This is a genomic window from Microbacterium sp. (assembly GCF_031180975.1).
GTDB lineage: Bacteria > Actinomycetota > Actinomycetes > Actinomycetales > Microbacteriaceae > Microbacterium.
This window is the reverse complement of the sequence record NZ_JAPSLI010000005.1, coordinates 164394-179956: the sequence shown is the minus strand read 5'-3', so window position 1 is coordinate 179956 and position 15563 is coordinate 164394. Positions and strand designations below refer to the sequence as shown.

The 15563-nt window shown below is 69.4% G+C and carries 18 protein-coding genes; 2 read left to right on the top strand and 16 right to left on the bottom strand.

Annotation, left to right across the window (positions count from 1 at the left end; all coding sequences use genetic code 11):
* Window positions 1-3: 3 nt before the first annotated feature.
* From RIF65_RS08995 to prmC, 15 genes are all read right to left on the bottom strand, one after another.
* On the bottom strand, window positions 4-987 hold the full coding sequence (locus tag RIF65_RS08995; RefSeq protein ID WP_309065187.1) for an aldo/keto reductase: 984 nt from the start codon (window positions 985-987) through the stop codon (window positions 4-6).
* A gap of 95 nt (window positions 988-1082) precedes the next feature.
* Window positions 1083-1577, bottom strand: a complete 495-nt coding sequence (locus RIF65_RS08990; RefSeq protein WP_309065186.1) for a DUF4870 domain-containing protein — start codon at window positions 1575-1577, stop codon at window positions 1083-1085.
* A gap of 146 nt (window positions 1578-1723) precedes the next feature.
* The gene (locus tag RIF65_RS08985; RefSeq protein ID WP_309065185.1) at window positions 1724-2470 is read right to left on the bottom strand and encodes a YaaA family protein; all 747 of its coding nucleotides are present in this window, start codon (window positions 2468-2470) and stop codon (window positions 1724-1726) included.
* Window positions 2471-2568: 98 nt separating this feature from the next.
* On the bottom strand, window positions 2569-2829 hold the full coding sequence (locus RIF65_RS08980) for a F0F1 ATP synthase subunit epsilon (RefSeq protein WP_309065184.1): 261 nt from the start codon (window positions 2827-2829) through the stop codon (window positions 2569-2571).
* Window positions 2830-2831: 2 nt separating this feature from the next.
* Window positions 2832-4286, bottom strand: coding sequence for a F0F1 ATP synthase subunit beta (gene atpD / locus RIF65_RS08975; RefSeq protein WP_309065183.1), 1455 nt, complete (start codon window positions 4284-4286; stop codon window positions 2832-2834).
* A gap of 22 nt (window positions 4287-4308) precedes the next feature.
* Window positions 4309-5208, bottom strand: a complete 900-nt coding sequence (locus tag RIF65_RS08970) for a F0F1 ATP synthase subunit gamma (RefSeq protein WP_309065182.1) — start codon at window positions 5206-5208, stop codon at window positions 4309-4311.
* An 18-nt stretch (window positions 5209-5226) separates the two neighbouring features.
* Window positions 5227-6867 (bottom strand): F0F1 ATP synthase subunit alpha, encoded by a 1641-nt coding sequence (gene atpA / locus RIF65_RS08965; protein WP_309065181.1) that lies wholly within the window; start codon window positions 6865-6867, stop codon window positions 5227-5229.
* A gap of 54 nt (window positions 6868-6921) precedes the next feature.
* A complete protein-coding gene (locus tag RIF65_RS08960) occupies window positions 6922-7710 on the bottom strand; it encodes a F0F1 ATP synthase subunit delta (RefSeq protein ID WP_309065180.1) in 789 nt (262 codons plus the stop codon).
* Window positions 7710-8267 carry a F0F1 ATP synthase subunit B gene (locus RIF65_RS08955; RefSeq protein ID WP_309065179.1) on the bottom strand — a complete coding sequence of 186 codons (558 nt, stop codon included), beginning with the start codon at window positions 8265-8267 and terminating at the stop codon, window positions 7710-7712. The genes RIF65_RS08960 and RIF65_RS08955 overlap by 1 nt, the downstream gene beginning before the upstream one ends.
* Before the next feature lie 27 nt (window positions 8268-8294).
* On the bottom strand, window positions 8295-8531 hold the full coding sequence (gene atpE, locus RIF65_RS08950; RefSeq protein ID WP_067198640.1) for an ATP synthase F0 subunit C: 237 nt from the start codon (window positions 8529-8531) through the stop codon (window positions 8295-8297).
* A 42-nt stretch (window positions 8532-8573) separates the two neighbouring features.
* Window positions 8574-9407: a F0F1 ATP synthase subunit A gene (gene atpB / locus RIF65_RS08945; protein WP_309065178.1), complete on the bottom strand. Its 834-nt coding sequence runs from the start codon at window positions 9405-9407 to the stop codon at window positions 8574-8576.
* Window positions 9408-9513: 106 nt separating this feature from the next.
* The gene (locus tag RIF65_RS08940; protein WP_309065177.1) at window positions 9514-10008 is read right to left on the bottom strand and encodes a hypothetical protein; all 495 of its coding nucleotides are present in this window, start codon (window positions 10006-10008) and stop codon (window positions 9514-9516) included.
* Window positions 10005-11180, bottom strand: coding sequence for an MraY family glycosyltransferase (locus RIF65_RS08935; RefSeq protein WP_309065176.1), 1176 nt, complete (start codon window positions 11178-11180; stop codon window positions 10005-10007). The genes RIF65_RS08940 and RIF65_RS08935 overlap by 4 nt, the downstream gene beginning before the upstream one ends.
* Entirely contained in the window at window positions 11177-11899 is a 723-nt protein-coding gene (locus RIF65_RS08930; protein WP_309065175.1) for an L-threonylcarbamoyladenylate synthase, read from the bottom strand. The genes RIF65_RS08935 and RIF65_RS08930 overlap by 4 nt, the downstream gene beginning before the upstream one ends.
* Before the next feature lie 63 nt (window positions 11900-11962).
* Window positions 11963-12820 carry a peptide chain release factor N(5)-glutamine methyltransferase gene (gene prmC / locus RIF65_RS08925; protein WP_309065174.1) on the bottom strand — a complete coding sequence of 286 codons (858 nt, stop codon included), beginning with the start codon at window positions 12818-12820 and terminating at the stop codon, window positions 11963-11965.
* A 112-nt stretch (window positions 12821-12932) separates the two neighbouring features.
* Between prmC and cysK the strand changes: the two genes are divergently transcribed.
* Together cysK and epsC are read left to right on the top strand one after the other, a co-directional pair.
* Window positions 12933-13871, top strand: a complete 939-nt coding sequence (cysK, locus tag RIF65_RS08920) for a cysteine synthase A (protein ID WP_309065173.1) — start codon at window positions 12933-12935, stop codon at window positions 13869-13871.
* Between the two features lie 5 nt (window positions 13872-13876).
* The gene (epsC, locus tag RIF65_RS08915) at window positions 13877-14458 is read left to right on the top strand and encodes a serine O-acetyltransferase EpsC (protein ID WP_309065172.1); all 582 of its coding nucleotides are present in this window, start codon (window positions 13877-13879) and stop codon (window positions 14456-14458) included.
* Window positions 14459-14483: 25 nt separating this feature from the next.
* On the opposite strand, the gene prfA is transcribed toward epsC, so the two are convergent.
* Window positions 14484-15557 carry a peptide chain release factor 1 gene (gene prfA / locus RIF65_RS08910; protein ID WP_309065171.1) on the bottom strand — a complete coding sequence of 358 codons (1074 nt, stop codon included), beginning with the start codon at window positions 15555-15557 and terminating at the stop codon, window positions 14484-14486.
* Between the last annotated feature and the right edge of the window lie 6 nt (window positions 15558-15563).

The following is a 15563-nucleotide window of genomic DNA, read 5'->3' as shown; positions in this document are numbered from 1 at the left end:
GTCTCACATCCGGTCCGCCGGGTCCTCGGGCAGCGGGAAGAGGCGGTCGATCTCCGCCAGATCCTCGGGCGTGGGCTTCCATGCGTCGGCGGCCTTCGCGTTCGCCTGCACCTGCGCGGCGGAGGTGGCCCCGGCGATGACACTGGACACGCCAGGCTGCGCGAGCAGCCACCCGAAGGTGGCCTCCAGCATCGTGATGCCGCGCTCACGGCAGAAGCCCGCGTAGGCGTCGAGAGCGTCCCACGGCGCGTCAGCCCAGATGTGCTTCCGCGTGGCCATGATCCGACTGGACTCCGGTCCCCCCTCGCGGGTGAACTTGCCGGTGAGCAGACCGTTCTTCAACGGGAAGTACGGAAAGAACCCCAGGTCGTAGCGCACGACGGCCGGTAGCACCTCCCGCTCGGAGGCTCGGGCCAGCAGCGAGTAGTGGTTCTGCGCCGAGATGAACCGGCCGGTGGAGCGCGCGCGGGCGGTGAACTCCGCCTCGGCGATCTGCCAGCCGGCGAAGTTCGAGTGTCCGTAGTACCGGATCTTGCCCTCCGCGACGAGCTCGTCCAGCGCGTCGATGGTCTCCGCGATCGGTGTCTGCGGGTCGGGAAGATGCAGCTGGTACAGGTCGATCCAGTCGGTGCGCAGCCGGCGCAACGACTCCTCCACCGCACGGCGCACGTAGCGGCGGGAGCCGCGGCCCCCGGGGAAGTCGTAGCCCATGTCGCGGTCGTGACCGAACTTGGTCGCCAGGACGATCCGGTCGCGGCGTCCCACCAGCACCTCGCCCATCAGGGTCTCGCTGAGGCCCGGTTCGGCGCCGTACATGTCGGCCGTGTCGAAGAACACGACGCCACTGTCCAGCGCGGCGTCGATCACCTCGCGCGTGCCATCCAGCGTCTGGGTGGCGGTGCCTGATCTGCCGAAGTTGTTGCAGCCCAGTCCCGCTGCGGAGACGACAAGACCCGAGGCGCCGACGCGGCGGTGCGATGTGAGCATGACAACCACGTTATCGAATCCCGCACCGTCGGAATGCGGAAGGACCCCCGGCCGGAGCCGGGGGTCCTTCGGGGAGGCCGCCGCGGCGGCCGGTGTCACTTCACCCAGTTCGGAGCCAGGTAGAACTTGCCCTCCTGGCCGGCAGCGAGCTGACCCGGCACGTTGATCGCGTGCAGGATGCCGATGATCAGCTGCGCGATCGGCAGCAGCAGGTACAGGATCGCGCCGATCCCGAACGTGAGGAGCGTGATGATGCCGACCGCGGCATACGCGATCACGATCACGATCTGGTAGTTCAGGTTCGCAGCGTTCGCGCGGTGGTAGTTCGCCGGGACCTTGTCCTTCTCCACCAGGTAGAAGATCAGGGCGGGAACCCAGCTGAAGAACACCGACAGCCAGAGGTTGATGGTGATGTTGCTCTGGACCTGGCCGGCGTAGCCGGGCTGGCCGGGTACCCCGTACGCCGGCTGGCCGTAGCCGGGCTGTCCGGGAGCGGGCTGTCCGGGAGCGGACTGTCCGTACGCGGGCGGCGCGGGCGGCGGGACAGGAGACCCGGACGGCTGGGAGTTCGTGGGGGGTGCGGGCGGCATTCCAGGAGCCGCGCCGGACGGATCACCGTGGCGCGGATCTGCGGGGCCGGTTGCGTCGTTCGACATGGAAGGTCCTTCCTCGTGAAGCACCGGGCTGCGCCGGAGCACCCCTACTCTCCCACACGGCGTGTCCGCTCACCAGCAACTCAGCCGGGGATGACGAGATCCACCACTCCACCCGATCCGGGCTCGGGGCGCAGCGTCCAACCGTGCGCGGCGCCCCACGCGATCAGCTCGTCGAGCCCCGAGCCGGCGGGGGGAGGGTCACCCGCGAGGGAGCGGACCAGTTCACCCTTGCTGCGCTTGTTGAAGTGGTTGAGGGCGCGCCCCGACGCGGTCACCACTCGCACGTACGCCGACGGCACCGATGCCGGGACGGGACCGAGCGCGACGTACGCCTCGCTGCGCAGGTCGAGCACGAACGCCGCCTCGGCGAGGGATGCCGTCACGGCATCCGCCCAGAACCGGCGCAGCGGCGGGATGCCGGGCAGCGACGTCCCCGCGGCGAGCCGGTACGCCGGGATCGGATCCAGGGCGCCGATCGGACCGAGGGGCGCCGAATGGATGAGAACGTGCGCGCCCAGCCAGCGGCGGGCCGCCTCGCCGAGAGCGTCTGCACCGAGCGCGTCGTACAGCACGCCGGTGTACCGGTCCACGGCGGGCATGGTGGGCGCCGTGCGCAGCATCCGGTTGGCGTCGATGTCGCCGAGCTGGCGCGCGCTGAGCTTCAGCACGCGCCGGGCGGCGTCACGGTCGGCCGACAGGGCCACGAGCGCGTCGACCACGGCCTCACGCTGCGGGCGCAGCCGGGGCAGGGCGAGTGCACCGAGATCGAGCGCGGCGTCGTCGCCGCCGGGGCGCTTCGACTCGGACGGCGGGAGGAGGATCTTCATTCGTTCTCCTGCGACGTACGAAACGCAAGGCCCTCGAGCGTCACCCGCTGCTGCGGGCCGGCTCGGGGGCCTTGCGTTTCGACTGCGTATCTGGCGGATCAGGCGATCAGGGCCGCGTTCCCGGCGACGATGGTGAGCTCATCGCCCTCCATCGACAGGAAGCCGTCCTGGGCGTTGGCCAGCACCTTCGAGCCGTCGAGCTCGGTGATGCGGACCTCGCCCTGGGCGAGGATCGCGAGCACCGGCTCGTGGCCCGACATGATGCCGATCTCGCCCTCGACGGTCCGCGCGACGACGAGGCTCGCCTGCCCGGACCAGACCTCCGCGTCCGCGGAGACGAGATGGACGTTGAGCGCCATGATCAGGCGTTCTCCTTCTGGATCTGCGCCCAGCGCTCCTCGACGTCCGAGATCGGGCCGACGTTGAAGAAGGCCTGCTCGGCGACGTGGTCGAAGTCACCACGGGCGATCGCGTCGAACGACTCGATGGTGTCCTTCAGCGGGACGGTGGAGCCCTCCACGCCGGTGAACTTCTTCGCCATGTAGGTGTTCTGCGAGAGGAACTGCTGGATCCGGCGCGCACGGGCGACGATGATCTTGTCCTCTTCCGAGAGCTCGTCGACACCGAGGATCGCGATGATCTCCTGCAGCTCCTTGTTCTTCTGGAGGATCTGCTTGACCGTGGTCGCGACGCGGTAGTGGTCCTCGCCCAGGTAACGGGGGTCCATGATGCGCGAGGTCGAGGTCAGCGGGTCGATCGCCGGGTACAGACCCTTCGAGGCGATCTCACGCGAGAGCTCGGTCGTCGCGTCGAGGTGCGCGAAGGTGGTCGCCGGAGCCGGGTCGGTGTAGTCGTCCGCGGGGACGTAGATCGCCTGCAGCGAGGTGATCGAGTGACCGCGCGTCGACGTGATGCGCTCCTGGAGCAGTCCCATCTCGTCGGCCAGGTTCGGCTGGTAACCGACCGCGGAGGGCATGCGACCCAGCAGCGTGGAGACCTCGGAACCGGCCTGCGTGAAGCGGAAGATGTTGTCGATGAACAGCAGCACGTCCTGCTTCTGCACGTCACGGAAGTACTCCGCCATCGTCAGCGCGGACAGGGCGACGCGCAGACGCGTCCCCGGCGGCTCGTCCATCTGACCGAAGACGAGGGCGGTCTTGTCGAAGACGCCCGCCTCCTCCATCTCGTGGATGAGGTCGTTGCCCTCACGGGTGCGCTCGCCGACACCGGCGAACACCGACACACCACCGTGGTCCTGCGCGACGCGCTGGATCATCTCCTGGATGAGGACGGTCTTGCCGACGCCCGCGCCGCCGAACAGGCCGATCTTTCCACCCTGCACGTACGGGGTGAGGAGGTCGATCGACTTGATGCCGGTCTCGAACAGCTGGGTCTTGGACTCGAGCTGGTCGAAGTTCGGCGCCTTGCGGTGGATCGGCCAGCGCTCGGTCACCTCGATCTGCTCGCCGGGCTCGGCGTTCAGCACCTCGCCGATGACGTTGAAGACGCGGCCCTTGGTCACGTCGCCGACGGGGACGGAGATCGCCTCGCCGGTGTCGCGCACCTCCTGGCCGCGGACGATGCCGTCGGTCGGCTTCAGGGCGATGGCGCGGACCAGGTCGTCGCCGAGGTGCTGTGCGACCTCGAGGGTGATCTCGGTCGACTGGTCGCCGATCGTGATGGTGGTCTTGAGCGCGTTGTAGATGTCGGGGATCGAGTCGTGCGGGAACTCGATGTCCACAACCGGACCGTTGACGCGTGCGACGCGCCCGACGACCGCGGTCGCGGGCTGCTCAGCCGTAGCGGTGGGGGTCATTTCTTCGTCTCTCTCTTGAGGCTTACTTGCTCGACGCCAGGGCGTCGGCGCCGCCGACGATCTCGGCGATCTGCTGCGTGATCTCGGCCTGACGCGCGTTGTTGCGCAGGCGGGTGTAGTCGGTGATGAGCTTGTCCGCGTTATCGCTGGCCGACTTCATCGCCTTCTGCGTCGCGGCCTGCTTTGCGGCCGACGACTGCAGCAGCGCGTTGAAGACGCGGCTCTGGATGTACACCGGCAGGATGGCATCCAGCACCGTCTCGGCGTCCGGCTCGAACTCGTACAGCGGGTAGATCTGGCTGCCCGCCTCCGACTCGTCGGACTCGGCGATCTCCAGCGGCAGCAGGCGCAGGCTCTCCGGAGTCTGCGTCATCATGCTCACGAACCGGTTGTAGACGAGGTGGATCTCGTCCACGCCGCCGGCCTCGCCACCGCGCGAGAACGCGTCGAGCAGCGACTGCGAGATCTCCTCGGCCGTGTGGAACGACGGGGTGTCAGTGTCACCCGTCCACTCCCCCGCGGACGCGATGCCGCGGAACTGGAAGTAGCCGACGGCCTTGCGGCCGATCAGGTAGAACACCGGCTCCTTGCCCTGCTCGCGCAGGAGCTCGGCCAGCTCGAGACCCTCACGGAGGATCTGCGAGTTGAAGGCTCCGGCGAGACCCCGATCGGACGAGAAGATCACGACCGCGGAACGGCGGATCGTCTCGGGCTCGCGGGTCAGCGGGTGGTCGACGTTGGAGTGCGTGGCCACGGCGGAGACGGCCCTCGTCACGGCTCGCGCAAAGGGGGTGGCCGCCTTGACGCGTGCCATCGCCTTCTGGATGCGCGAAGCCGCGATGAGCTCCATCGCCTTCGTGATCTTCTTGGTCGTCTGAGCAGAGCTGATCTTCTGCTTGTAGACCCTGAGTTGAGCGCCCATATCAGTTCCTCAGGGCGCTCAGCCGCGGCGGCCCTTGACGATCTTCTCCTGGTTGACATCCTCCGCGTCGGCGGCACCGTGCTCCTCGTGACCCGGGGCGCCGATGGCGTGCCCCTTGCCGCCCTGGAACTCCAGGATGAAGGCGTCGGTGTGCTTCTCCAGCTCCGCGACGGTGTCGTCGTCGAGGACGTTCGTCTCACGCAGGGTGTCGAGCACCTTGGTGTTGCGACGCAGGTAGTCGAGCAGCTCGCGCTCGAAGCGCAGCACGTCCTCGACCTCGATGGTGTCGAGCTTGCCGTTGGTGCCGGCCCAGATCGACACGACCTGCTCCTCCACCGGATACGGCGAGTACTGCGGCTGCTTGAGCAACTCGGTCAGACGGGCGCCACGCGCCAGCTGACGACGCGATGCCGCGTCGAGGTCGGACGCGAACATCGCGAACGCCTCGAGCGAGCGGTACTGCGCGAGCTCCAGCTTCAGCGTTCCGGAGACCTTCTTGATCGACTTCACCTGAGCGTCACCGCCGACTCGGGACACCGAGATTCCGACGTCGACCGCGGGGCGCTGGTTGGCGTTGAACAGGTCGGACTGCAGGAAGATCTGGCCGTCGGTGATCGAGATCACGTTGGTCGGGATGTACGCCGAAACGTCGTTCGCCTTGGTCTCGATGATCGGCAGACCGGTCATCGAACCCGCACCCAGCTCGTCGGACAGCTTCGCGCAGCGCTCGAGAAGACGCGAGTGCAGATAGAAGACGTCACCCGGGTAGGCCTCACGCCCCGGCGGGCGGCGCAGCAGCAGCGACACGGCACGGTAGGCCTCGGCCTGCTTGGACAGGTCGTCGAAGATGATCAGGACGTGCTTGCCGCCGTACATCCAGTGCTGGCCGATGGCCGAGCCGGTGTACGGCGCGAGGTACTTGAAGCCGGCGGGGTCGGAGGCGGGAGCTGCCACGATGGTGGTGTACTCCATGGCGCCGGCCTCTTCCAGCGCGCCCTTCACACCGGCGATGGTCGAGCCCTTCTGGCCGATCGCGACGTAGATGCAGCGGACCTGCTTGTTGACGTCGCCCGACTCCCAGTTGGCCTTCTGGTTGATGATCGTGTCGATCGCGAGCGCGGTCTTGCCGGTCTGGCGGTCGCCGATGATCAGCTGACGCTGACCGCGGCCGACCGGGATCATCGCGTCGATGGCCTTGATGCCGGTCTGCAGCGGCTCGTGCACGGACTTGCGCTGCATGACGCCCGGTGCCTGCAGCTCGAGCTCACGCGAACCCTCGGTGGCGATCGTGCCGAGGCCGTCGATCGGGTTGCCGAGCGGGTCGACGACACGACCGAGGTAGCCGTCACCGACCGGGACCGAGAGCACCTCACCGGTGCGGGTGACCTCCATGCCGGCCTCGATGCCGGTGAAGTCGCCCAGGACGACCACACCGATCTCGTGCTCGTCCAGGTTCAGCGCGAGGCCCTTGGTGCCGTCGGCGAAGGTGACGAGCTCGTTCGCCATGACGCCGGGCAGGCCCTCGACGTGCGCGATGCCGTCGGCGGCGTCGATGACGGTGCCGACCTCGGTCGCCGCGGCCCCGGTGGGCTCGTAGGCGGCGGCGAAGTCCTTCAGCGCGTCACGGATGACGTCGGGGCTGATCGATAGTTCTGCCATTGTCTTCCCTTTGTATGTGAGAGAGTCCGCGCGGTTCCCCGCGCCAAGTCATTGTCAGCTCGCGAGCTTCTGGCGAAGGTCGGCGAGGCGGGCGGAGATGCTGCCGTCGATGACGTCGTCGGCGATCTGCACGCGCAGGCCTCCGACGACGCTCGGGTCGGTCACCACGTTGAGGGAGATCTCGCCCCCGTAGCGGCGGGAGAGCGCGTCGCGCAGGCGGGCCTGCTGAGCGTCGGTGAGCGCGGTCGCCGTGTGCACGGTGGCGACGGTGCGTCCCGCCTGAGCGGAGACGATGTCGATCGCACGACGCAGCAGGCGGCGGACGCGGCGGTCGCGTGGCTGGCGGACCAGAGAGGTGACGATGAGCACGGCGGCCGGTCCGGCCGCGCCGCCCAGGACACGCTCGACGAGCGCGCGCTTGGCGTCCGCTCCGCCGACCAGACTGCCCAGGGCGAGTTCGAGCTCCGGATTCGCCGCGACAGTACGAGAGAAGCCGAACAGCTCCCCGGCGACGTCCTCACCCGGCGATGCGATGGCGGCTGCCCGGATGGCGAGCTCCTCGACGCCGTCGATGAGGTCGGACGCGGACGACCAGCGCTCGGCGACCACGGCGGTCAGCACCGCGCGCACCGGCGCTGAAGCGCCGGCGAACACGCTGTCGATCAGCGCGGTGCGGGCCGCAGGCGGTGCCGTGGGGTCGGCCAGCGCGCCGCTCAGCTGGGACGACTCCCCGAGAGCGCGGGCGGCCGCGAACAGCTCCGCCGCGCCGTCGAGGGTGATCCCCGAGGTCGCGCCGAGAGCGTTCACGGATGCCGCCCGGGCCTGAGTGGTCGCGCTGCCCATTACTGCGCCGCCTTCGAGGAGGCCTCGAGGTCCGCCAGGAAGCGGTCCACGACGGCCGTGGCGCGTGCGTCGTCGGAGAGGGTCTCGCCGACCACGCCACCGGCGAGGTCGATCGCGAGCGTGCCGACCTCGCTGCGGAGGGACACGAACGCCGCCTGACGCTCCGCCTCGATCTGCGCGTGAGCGGCCGCGGTGATGCGAGCGGCTTCGGCCACTGCGGCATCCTTCGCCTCGGCGACGATCTTCTTGCCGTCCTCGCGGGCGGCCTCGCGGATCTCACCGGCCTCGGCGCGAGCCTCGGCGAGCTGGCGGGTGTACTCCTCCAGCGCGGCCTCGGCCTGCTTCTGCGCCTCATCCGCCTTGGCGATGTTGCCCTCGATGGCGGCCGAGCGCTCGTCGAGCATGGCGGTCAGACGCGGCAGCGCGACCTTCCACACCACGAAGAGGATGACGACGAACCACAGCGCCGACCAGATGATGTCGTACCAGGCGGGGATGAGCGGGTTGTTGGTCTGCTCCCCCTCCGCCGCGAGGTTCGTGACAAGAGCGTTCAGCATCCTGTCTCCTTCAGAAGTCGGTGCGGATTACGGGAAGGGGATGAATCCGACGGCGATGCCGACGAACGCAAGCGCCTCGGTGAAGGCGATACCGATCCACATCAGGACCTGAAGGCGACCGGCCAGCTCGGGCTGACGAGCGACACCCTCGATGGTCTTGCCGACGACGATGCCCACACCGATGGCCGGGCCGATGGCTGCGAGGCCGTAGCCGACCGCTGCGAGGTGACCGTTGATGTCAGCGAGAACCGTAGTAGCGTCCACGGGTTTTTCCTTTCGTTGGGTGGGTGGCCGGGGCCGACCCGCTCAGTGCTCTTCGGCGACCGCGAGCTGGATGTAGATCGCGGTCAGGACGGTGAAGACGTAGGCCTGCAGCACGGCGACGAGGATCTCGAAGACCGTGAAGGCGCCGCCGAAGACGAGGGTTCCAGCGCCGAGCGCCGCCCACCCGCCGCCTGCGGTGAAGAAGAAGAAGTGCGTGGCCGCGAAGCAGAGGACCAGCAGCATGTGCCCGACGACCATGTTCATCAGCAGTCGCAGGGTGAGCGTCACCGGGCGGATGATGAACGTCGAGATGAACTCGAGCGGGGTGACGATGATGTACACCGGCCACGGCACACCGGCCGGGAACAGCGAGTTCTTCCAGAACCCGAGCGGGTTCTTCTTCATGCCGGCGTAGATGAACGTGACGTAGCTGATCACGGCGAGCAGCAGCGGGACGGCGATGATGCTGGTGCCGGCGATGTTGATGAACGGGATGATGCCGGTGATGTTCATGAACAGCACCATGAAGAACATCGTCACGAGGATCGGTGCGAACCGCTCGCCGTCCTTGCGGCCGAGCAGGTCGTGGCCGATGCCCGTGCGGACGAATCCGAGTCCCATCTCCACGAGGCTCTGGAACCGGCCGGGCACCACGGTCATGCGGCGCGTGCCGAGCCACAGGATGAGCACGACGGCGATGGTCGAGATCAGCTGCGCCAGGTGGATTCGGTTGAACTCCATGCCGGCGATGGTGAAGATCGCGTCGGGGAAGAACTCGTCGATCGACGGGCCGTGGAACCCGCCGTTGTCGGCGGCCGTTCGAGGGATCAGGGTCGCAGCGAGATTAGACAGCGCGGGCTCCAGCTTCGGGGCCACCGGCGGAAGCCGGGGCGACGACGGACGTGTGCTTCACAGCGCAAGCGCTCGCGAGGGCGAGCGGCGGGCACGGTCTCCACCCTATCAGAATCGGCGGCGCGCCGAGTCAGCCGCGGGGGTCCCCCGGGCCGGTCCCGGGGGCCCTGTCCTCGGGCGCCTCGGTGGGCAGGGAGATGTCGCTGACGCTGGGCAGACGCATGCGGGTCAGCACGATCACGTCGACCACGAGCGACATCGCGATGCCCGCGACGATGGACAGGAAGAACACCATCGGCACGATCCAGGGCTGGCCGCTGAGCACGATCATCACGACGACGAAGATGCCGAGCTTGAGCAGCCAGCCGCCGAGCACGATCGCGAAGAACAGCTGCACGTAGATGGGGTCGCCGAACCACCGGTTCGCGAACAGGATGCTGCCGCCGGTGATCCCCAGGAACACCACCGACAGCAGCACGCCGAGCAGGCCGCTGAGCAGGCCGTCGCCGCCGGCGACCGCGAAGCCGACGCCTCCGGCGATGACGGCGAGCACCAGGGCGCTCACGCCCGACCACACCAGGGTGCGCCGCAGGATCGGGGTGCTGGACACGGGGCTGGGGGTCATCGGTGCTCCATCGGGGGTTTCGGTGCCGCCTCGTCCGTACGGCGACGGCGGAGGTGGCGGGTGGGGCTGAGTGTGACGATCACGCACGCGATGACGCCGACCACGCCGAAGGCGACCCCGACGAGGTAGCCGCCGGGCCAGTCCTCACGGCTGGCGATGTACATCAGCAGCACGGTGAGCGAGATGATCGCCGTCCACGAATAGAAGATCAGCACCGCGTCGCGGTCGCGGTGCCCCAGGTCCAGCATCCTGTGGTGCAAGTGCTTGCGATCGGGGGCAAAGGGCGACTTGCCGGCGCGCATGCGGCGGAACACCGCGAGGCCGAAGTCCAGCAGCGGCAGCATCACGATCACCAGCGGCAGCACGATCGGGATGAACGCACCGAGCAGCTGCGAGCGGCCGAAGCGCTCCGGGTCGAACGCGTTGACGTCGCCCTGTCCGGTGAGCGCGATGGCGGAGGTCGCCATCAGCAGACCGAGCACGAGCGCGCCGGAGTCCCCCATGAACAGCTTCGCTGGGCTCCAGTTCAGCGGCAGGAAGCCCACGCACGCGCCGATCAGCACCGCCGCCAGGAAGGTGGCCAGGTTGAAGTAGCTGGTCGCGCCGGAGTCGCGCGTGAGGATGTACGCGTAGACGAAGAAGACGCCGTTCGCGATCAGGCAGACGCCGGCGACCAGCCCGTCCAGACCGTCGATGAAGTTCACCGCGTTCATCACCACGACGATGGCGAACATGGTCACCGAGATGCTGACCCAGCTGGACACCAGGATCATGTCGCCGACCGGCAGCGACAGGATCTGCAGGCCCCCTCCGACGGTGATGATGCCCGCCGCCAGGAACTGCGCGGCGAGCTTGATCATCCAGTCCAGGTCCCACAGGTCGTCGACCACGCCGACCACCGCGATCAGCAGGGCTGCGGCGAGGATCGACCACAGCGTCTGCGGCGGCGCCCACATCCGGTCGAAGAACGGGTTCGCAGCGGACATCCCGATTGCCGCGGAGATGCCGAGGAACATCGCCACACCGCCGAGCCGCGGGGTGGGGGTCTTGTGCACGTCCCGTTCACGGATGCCGGGGTAGAGCTTGAACCGCAGGCTCAGGCGCCACACCGCCCACGACAGCGCGAACGTGATCGCCGCCGTCAGGATGATCGTGAACAGGTACTGCTTCACTCCGCGCCGTCCGCGCCCTCGTCGGGGGCGACGTCACCGGGCTGCTCCGCCGGTTCGAGCAGGTCGCCGAGGACCTCCTCCAGCTGCTCCCTGGTCACCGCCCCCTCACGGAGGATGCGCACCACCGGCTTCTCGTCGGCCGCCGAGCCGACGAGGGACGTCGCGTCGACGATCGTCGACGGGATGCCGGTCTCGCTGTAGCCCTCCTCGAGATAGACGGCCACGCTGTCGCCCAGCATCGCCTCCGCGTCGGCGGCGATGATCGCAGCGTCGCGGCCGGTGAGGTTGGCGCTGGACACCGCCAGCGGCCCGGTCTCGGCCAACAGCTCCAGGGCGATCCGGCGATCCGGCATCCGCACCGCCACGGTGCCCTGGGTCTCGCCCAGGTCCCACGACAGCGACGGCTGGGCGGGGAGCACGATGGTGAGTCCACCGGGCCAGAAGCGGTCGACGAGCCGCTGGACCGGCTCCGGGATCTCCTCGACGAGGGCGGCCAGCGTGTCCTGCCCTGCCACCAGCACGGGTGGCGGCATGTCGCGGCCGCGACCCTTGGCGTCGAGCAGCCGCTGCACGGCGGCGGGCGAGAACGCGTCGGCCGCGACGCCGTACACGGTGTCGGTGGGCAGCACGACGAGTTCACCCCTGGCGATGGCCTGGCGGGCGTGGCGCATGCCGGCGAGGAGCTGGGCCTCGTCGCGGCAATCGAAGACGGAAGACATGGCGGTCCCATTCTACGGGGGTCGTCTCGGCGCGCCCCGGGGGCGGGCCGAGACGACAGGTGGTCAGGGGCGCAGTGCCGTGGTCGCGCGGTCGCGGCGCGTCAGGTCCTGGTGCGTGGCGGGCGCCCGCCAGCCGTCGGCGGCAAGGACGGCGCGGATGGCGTCGCCCTGCAACTCGCCGTGCTCGAGCACGAGGAGCCCACCGGGATGCAGCAGTCGCTGCGCCCTGCGACTGATCACACGCACCACGTCCAGGCCGTCCGGCCCGCCGTACAGCGCCTGGGCGGGGTCGAACAGCCGCACCTCCGGGTCACGCGGCACGGCCTCGTCCGGGACGTACGGCGGGTTGGAGATCACCACGGCCGCGGTGCCGGCCAGGTCGTCGAACGCCGTGGCGAGATCCCCGAGGACGAGTGTGAGGTTCTCCACGCCCGCCGTGTTCCGCGCCGCCCAGGCGTGTGCGTCCGGCGACAGCTCCACGGCGAACACCCGGGCGTGTGGCACCTCGGTGGCCATGGCGAGGGCGATGGCGCCGCTGCCGGTGCCGAGGTCGATCCCGATCGGCGCCGGCTCGGCGCTGCCCAGCAGGGCGTCGATGGCGAACTGCACCACGATCTCGGTCTCCGGGCGAGGGACGAACACCCCTGGGCCGACCTGCAGCTGCACGTGCCGGAACGCCGCGGAGCCGGTGAGGTGCTGCAGTGGCACGCGCTCAGCCCTGCGGCGCACCAGCGCATCGAACGCGCTCCGCTCCTCGGCGCTGAGGGCGTCACCGCGCACCACAGCCGCCTGCACCTCGCCCCGGCTGCGGCCGAGCACATGACCCAGCAGCAGCTCCGCGTCGACCACGGGATCGGGGACACCGGCATCGGCCAGGCGCTGTGCGGCGGCGCCCAACTGGGCGCGGATCGTGTCTGGCATCCTCTCAGCGTAGGCGCAGCGACGGGTGTCGCCTCATGACGACACAATGGCGGCGCGCGATGCGCTGCGAAGTAGGCTGGGCGCGCATCGTCCGCCGAGGAAAGGTCCGTCAATGGCCGCCGTCCACTCCGACATCACCCGCGCGTTCGGGAACACCCCCCTGGTCCGTCTGAACCGCGTCACCGAGGGTCTCGGTGCGACCGTGCTCGCCAAGCTCGAGTTCTACAACCCCGCCTCCAGCGTCAAGGACCGCATCGGTATCGCGATGGTGGATGCCGCGGAGGCGGCGGGCGCCCTGAAGCCGGGCGGGACGATCGTGGAGTCCACCAGCGGCAACACCGGCATCGCGCTCGCGATGGTCGGCGCCGCGCGCGGCTACCGCGTCATCCTGACGATGCCGGCGTCGATGTCGAAGGAGCGCCGCGTGCTGCTGAAGGCGTTCGGCGCGGAGATCGTGCTCACCGACCCCACCAAGGGCATGAGCGGCGCGATCGAGGAGCTGCAGCGGGTGATCGACGAGACCCCGGGCGCGGTATGGGTGCGCCAGTTCGAGAACGAGGCGAACCCGCGTATCCACCGCGAGACCACGGCGCAGGAGATCCTCCGAGACACCGACGGGAACGTCGACATCCTGGTCGCCGGCGTCGGCACAGGCGGCACCGTCACCGGCACGGGGCAGGCGCTGAAGGAGGCCAAGCCCGGCGTGCAGGTGATCGCGGTGGAGCCGAAGGACTCCCCAGTGCTGACCGAGGGGCGGCCGGGTCCCCACAAGATCCAGGGCATCGGCCCGAACTTCGTGCCGGAGGTGCTCGACCGCGACGTGCTCGACGAGGTGATCCCGGTCGAGTTCGACGACGCGATCCGCGTGGCTCGTGACCTGGCCGCCGGCGAGGGCCTGCTGGTCGGCATGTCCTCCGGCGCGGCCGTGTGGGCGGCGCTGCAGGTCGCCGCGCGACCCGAGAACGCCGGCAAGACGATCGTCGTGGTCGTGCCGGACACCGGTGAGCGCTACATCTCCACGGCGCTGTTCGAGGACCTGCGCGAGGACTGATCCGCTTGCTCAGCCCGTCCGCCCTGCTCGTCCGGCTCCGCGAGGACGTCGACGCGGCCCGTCGCCGCGACCCGGCCGCCCGCTCGCGCGTCGAAGTGGCGCTGCTGTACCCCGGTCTGCACGCCATCTGGGCGCATCGCGTCTGGCACGCGCTGTGGCGGCGGGGTCTGCGGCTCGTGGCGCGTGCGGGGTCGCAGCTGACCCGCTGGCTGACCGGCATCGAGATCCATCCGGGCGCGCGGATCGGGCGCCGGTTCTTCATCGATCACGGGATGGGCGTGGTCATCGGCGAGACCGCCGAGCTCGGCGACGACGTCATGCTCTACCACTCCGTCACGCTGGGCGGCCGTACGCGCGATCACGGCAAGCGGCACCCCACCCTCGAGGACGGCGTCGTGGTGGGGTCGGGGGCGAAGATCCTCGGCCCGGTGCGGATCGGGGCCCGATCGGTGGTGGGTGCGAACGCGGTCGTCACGAAGGACGCTCCGGCGGACAGCATCCTGGTCGGCATCCCTGCGAAGCCGCGGCCGCGCACGGCGGCGGACGACTCGCGCGCGATGCTCACCGCCGTGGAGTACGTGATCTGACGTTGACGCGCCGAGCCCTGATCGGTCAGGAGCCGAGGGATGCCAGCCGCTCGGCCTCGTCCGCTTCGATGCACGACTCGATCACCGGGCCGAGGGCTCCGTCCATGACCTGGTCCAGGTTGTACGCCTTGTAGCCGGTGCGGTGGTCGGCGATCCGGTTCTCCGGAAAGTTGTAGGTGCGGATGCGCTCGGAGCGGTCCATGCCGCGGATCTGCGACTTGCGTGCGTCGGAAGCCGCGGCGGCCAGCTCCTCCTGCTGCCGGGCGAGCAGCCGGGCGCGCAGCACGCGCATGCCCGCCTCGCGGTTCTGCAGCTGGGATTTCTCGTTCTGCATGGACACCACGATGCCGGTGGGCAGGTGGGTGATGCGCACGGCGGAATCCGTCGTGTTCACGGACTGCCCGCCGGGACCCGAGGAGCGGAACACGTCGATCTTGAGGTCGTTCGGGTTGATCTCGATCTCGTCCGGCTCGTCCACCTCGGGGAACACCAGCACGCCGGTGGTCGAGGTGTGGATGCGGCCCTGCGACTCGGTGGCCGGCACCCGCTGCACGCGGTGCACCCCGCCCTCGTACTTCAGGTGCGCCCACACGCCCTGCGCCGGGTCTGTGGAGGAGCCCTTGATGGCGATCTGGACATCCTTGTAGCCGCCCAGGTCGGACTCGTTGCGCTCCAGCAGCTCGGTCTTCCACCCCTGCGACGCGGCGTACTGCGTGTACATCCGCAGCAGATCGGCGGCGAACAGCGCGCTCTCGGCGCCGCCCTCTCCCGCCTTGATCTCCATGATCACGTCGCGGGCGTCGTCGGGGTCGCGCGGGATGAGCAGCCGGCGCAGTCGCTCCTGAGCGGACTGCACGCTCTCCTCCAGCGCCGGGATCTCGGCGGCGAACGCCTCGTCCTCACGGGCCAGCTCGCGAGCGGCCTCCAGGTCGTCGGTGGCCGCCACCCACGCCTCGTACGCGGCGACGATGCGGCTGAGTTCCGCGTAGCGGCGGTTCACCCGCTTCGCCCTGGCCGCGTCGGCGTGCACCGCCGGGTCGGAGAGCTCCTCCTGAACCCGGCGATGCTCGTCGAGCAGCGGACGGACCGATTCGAACACGGAAGG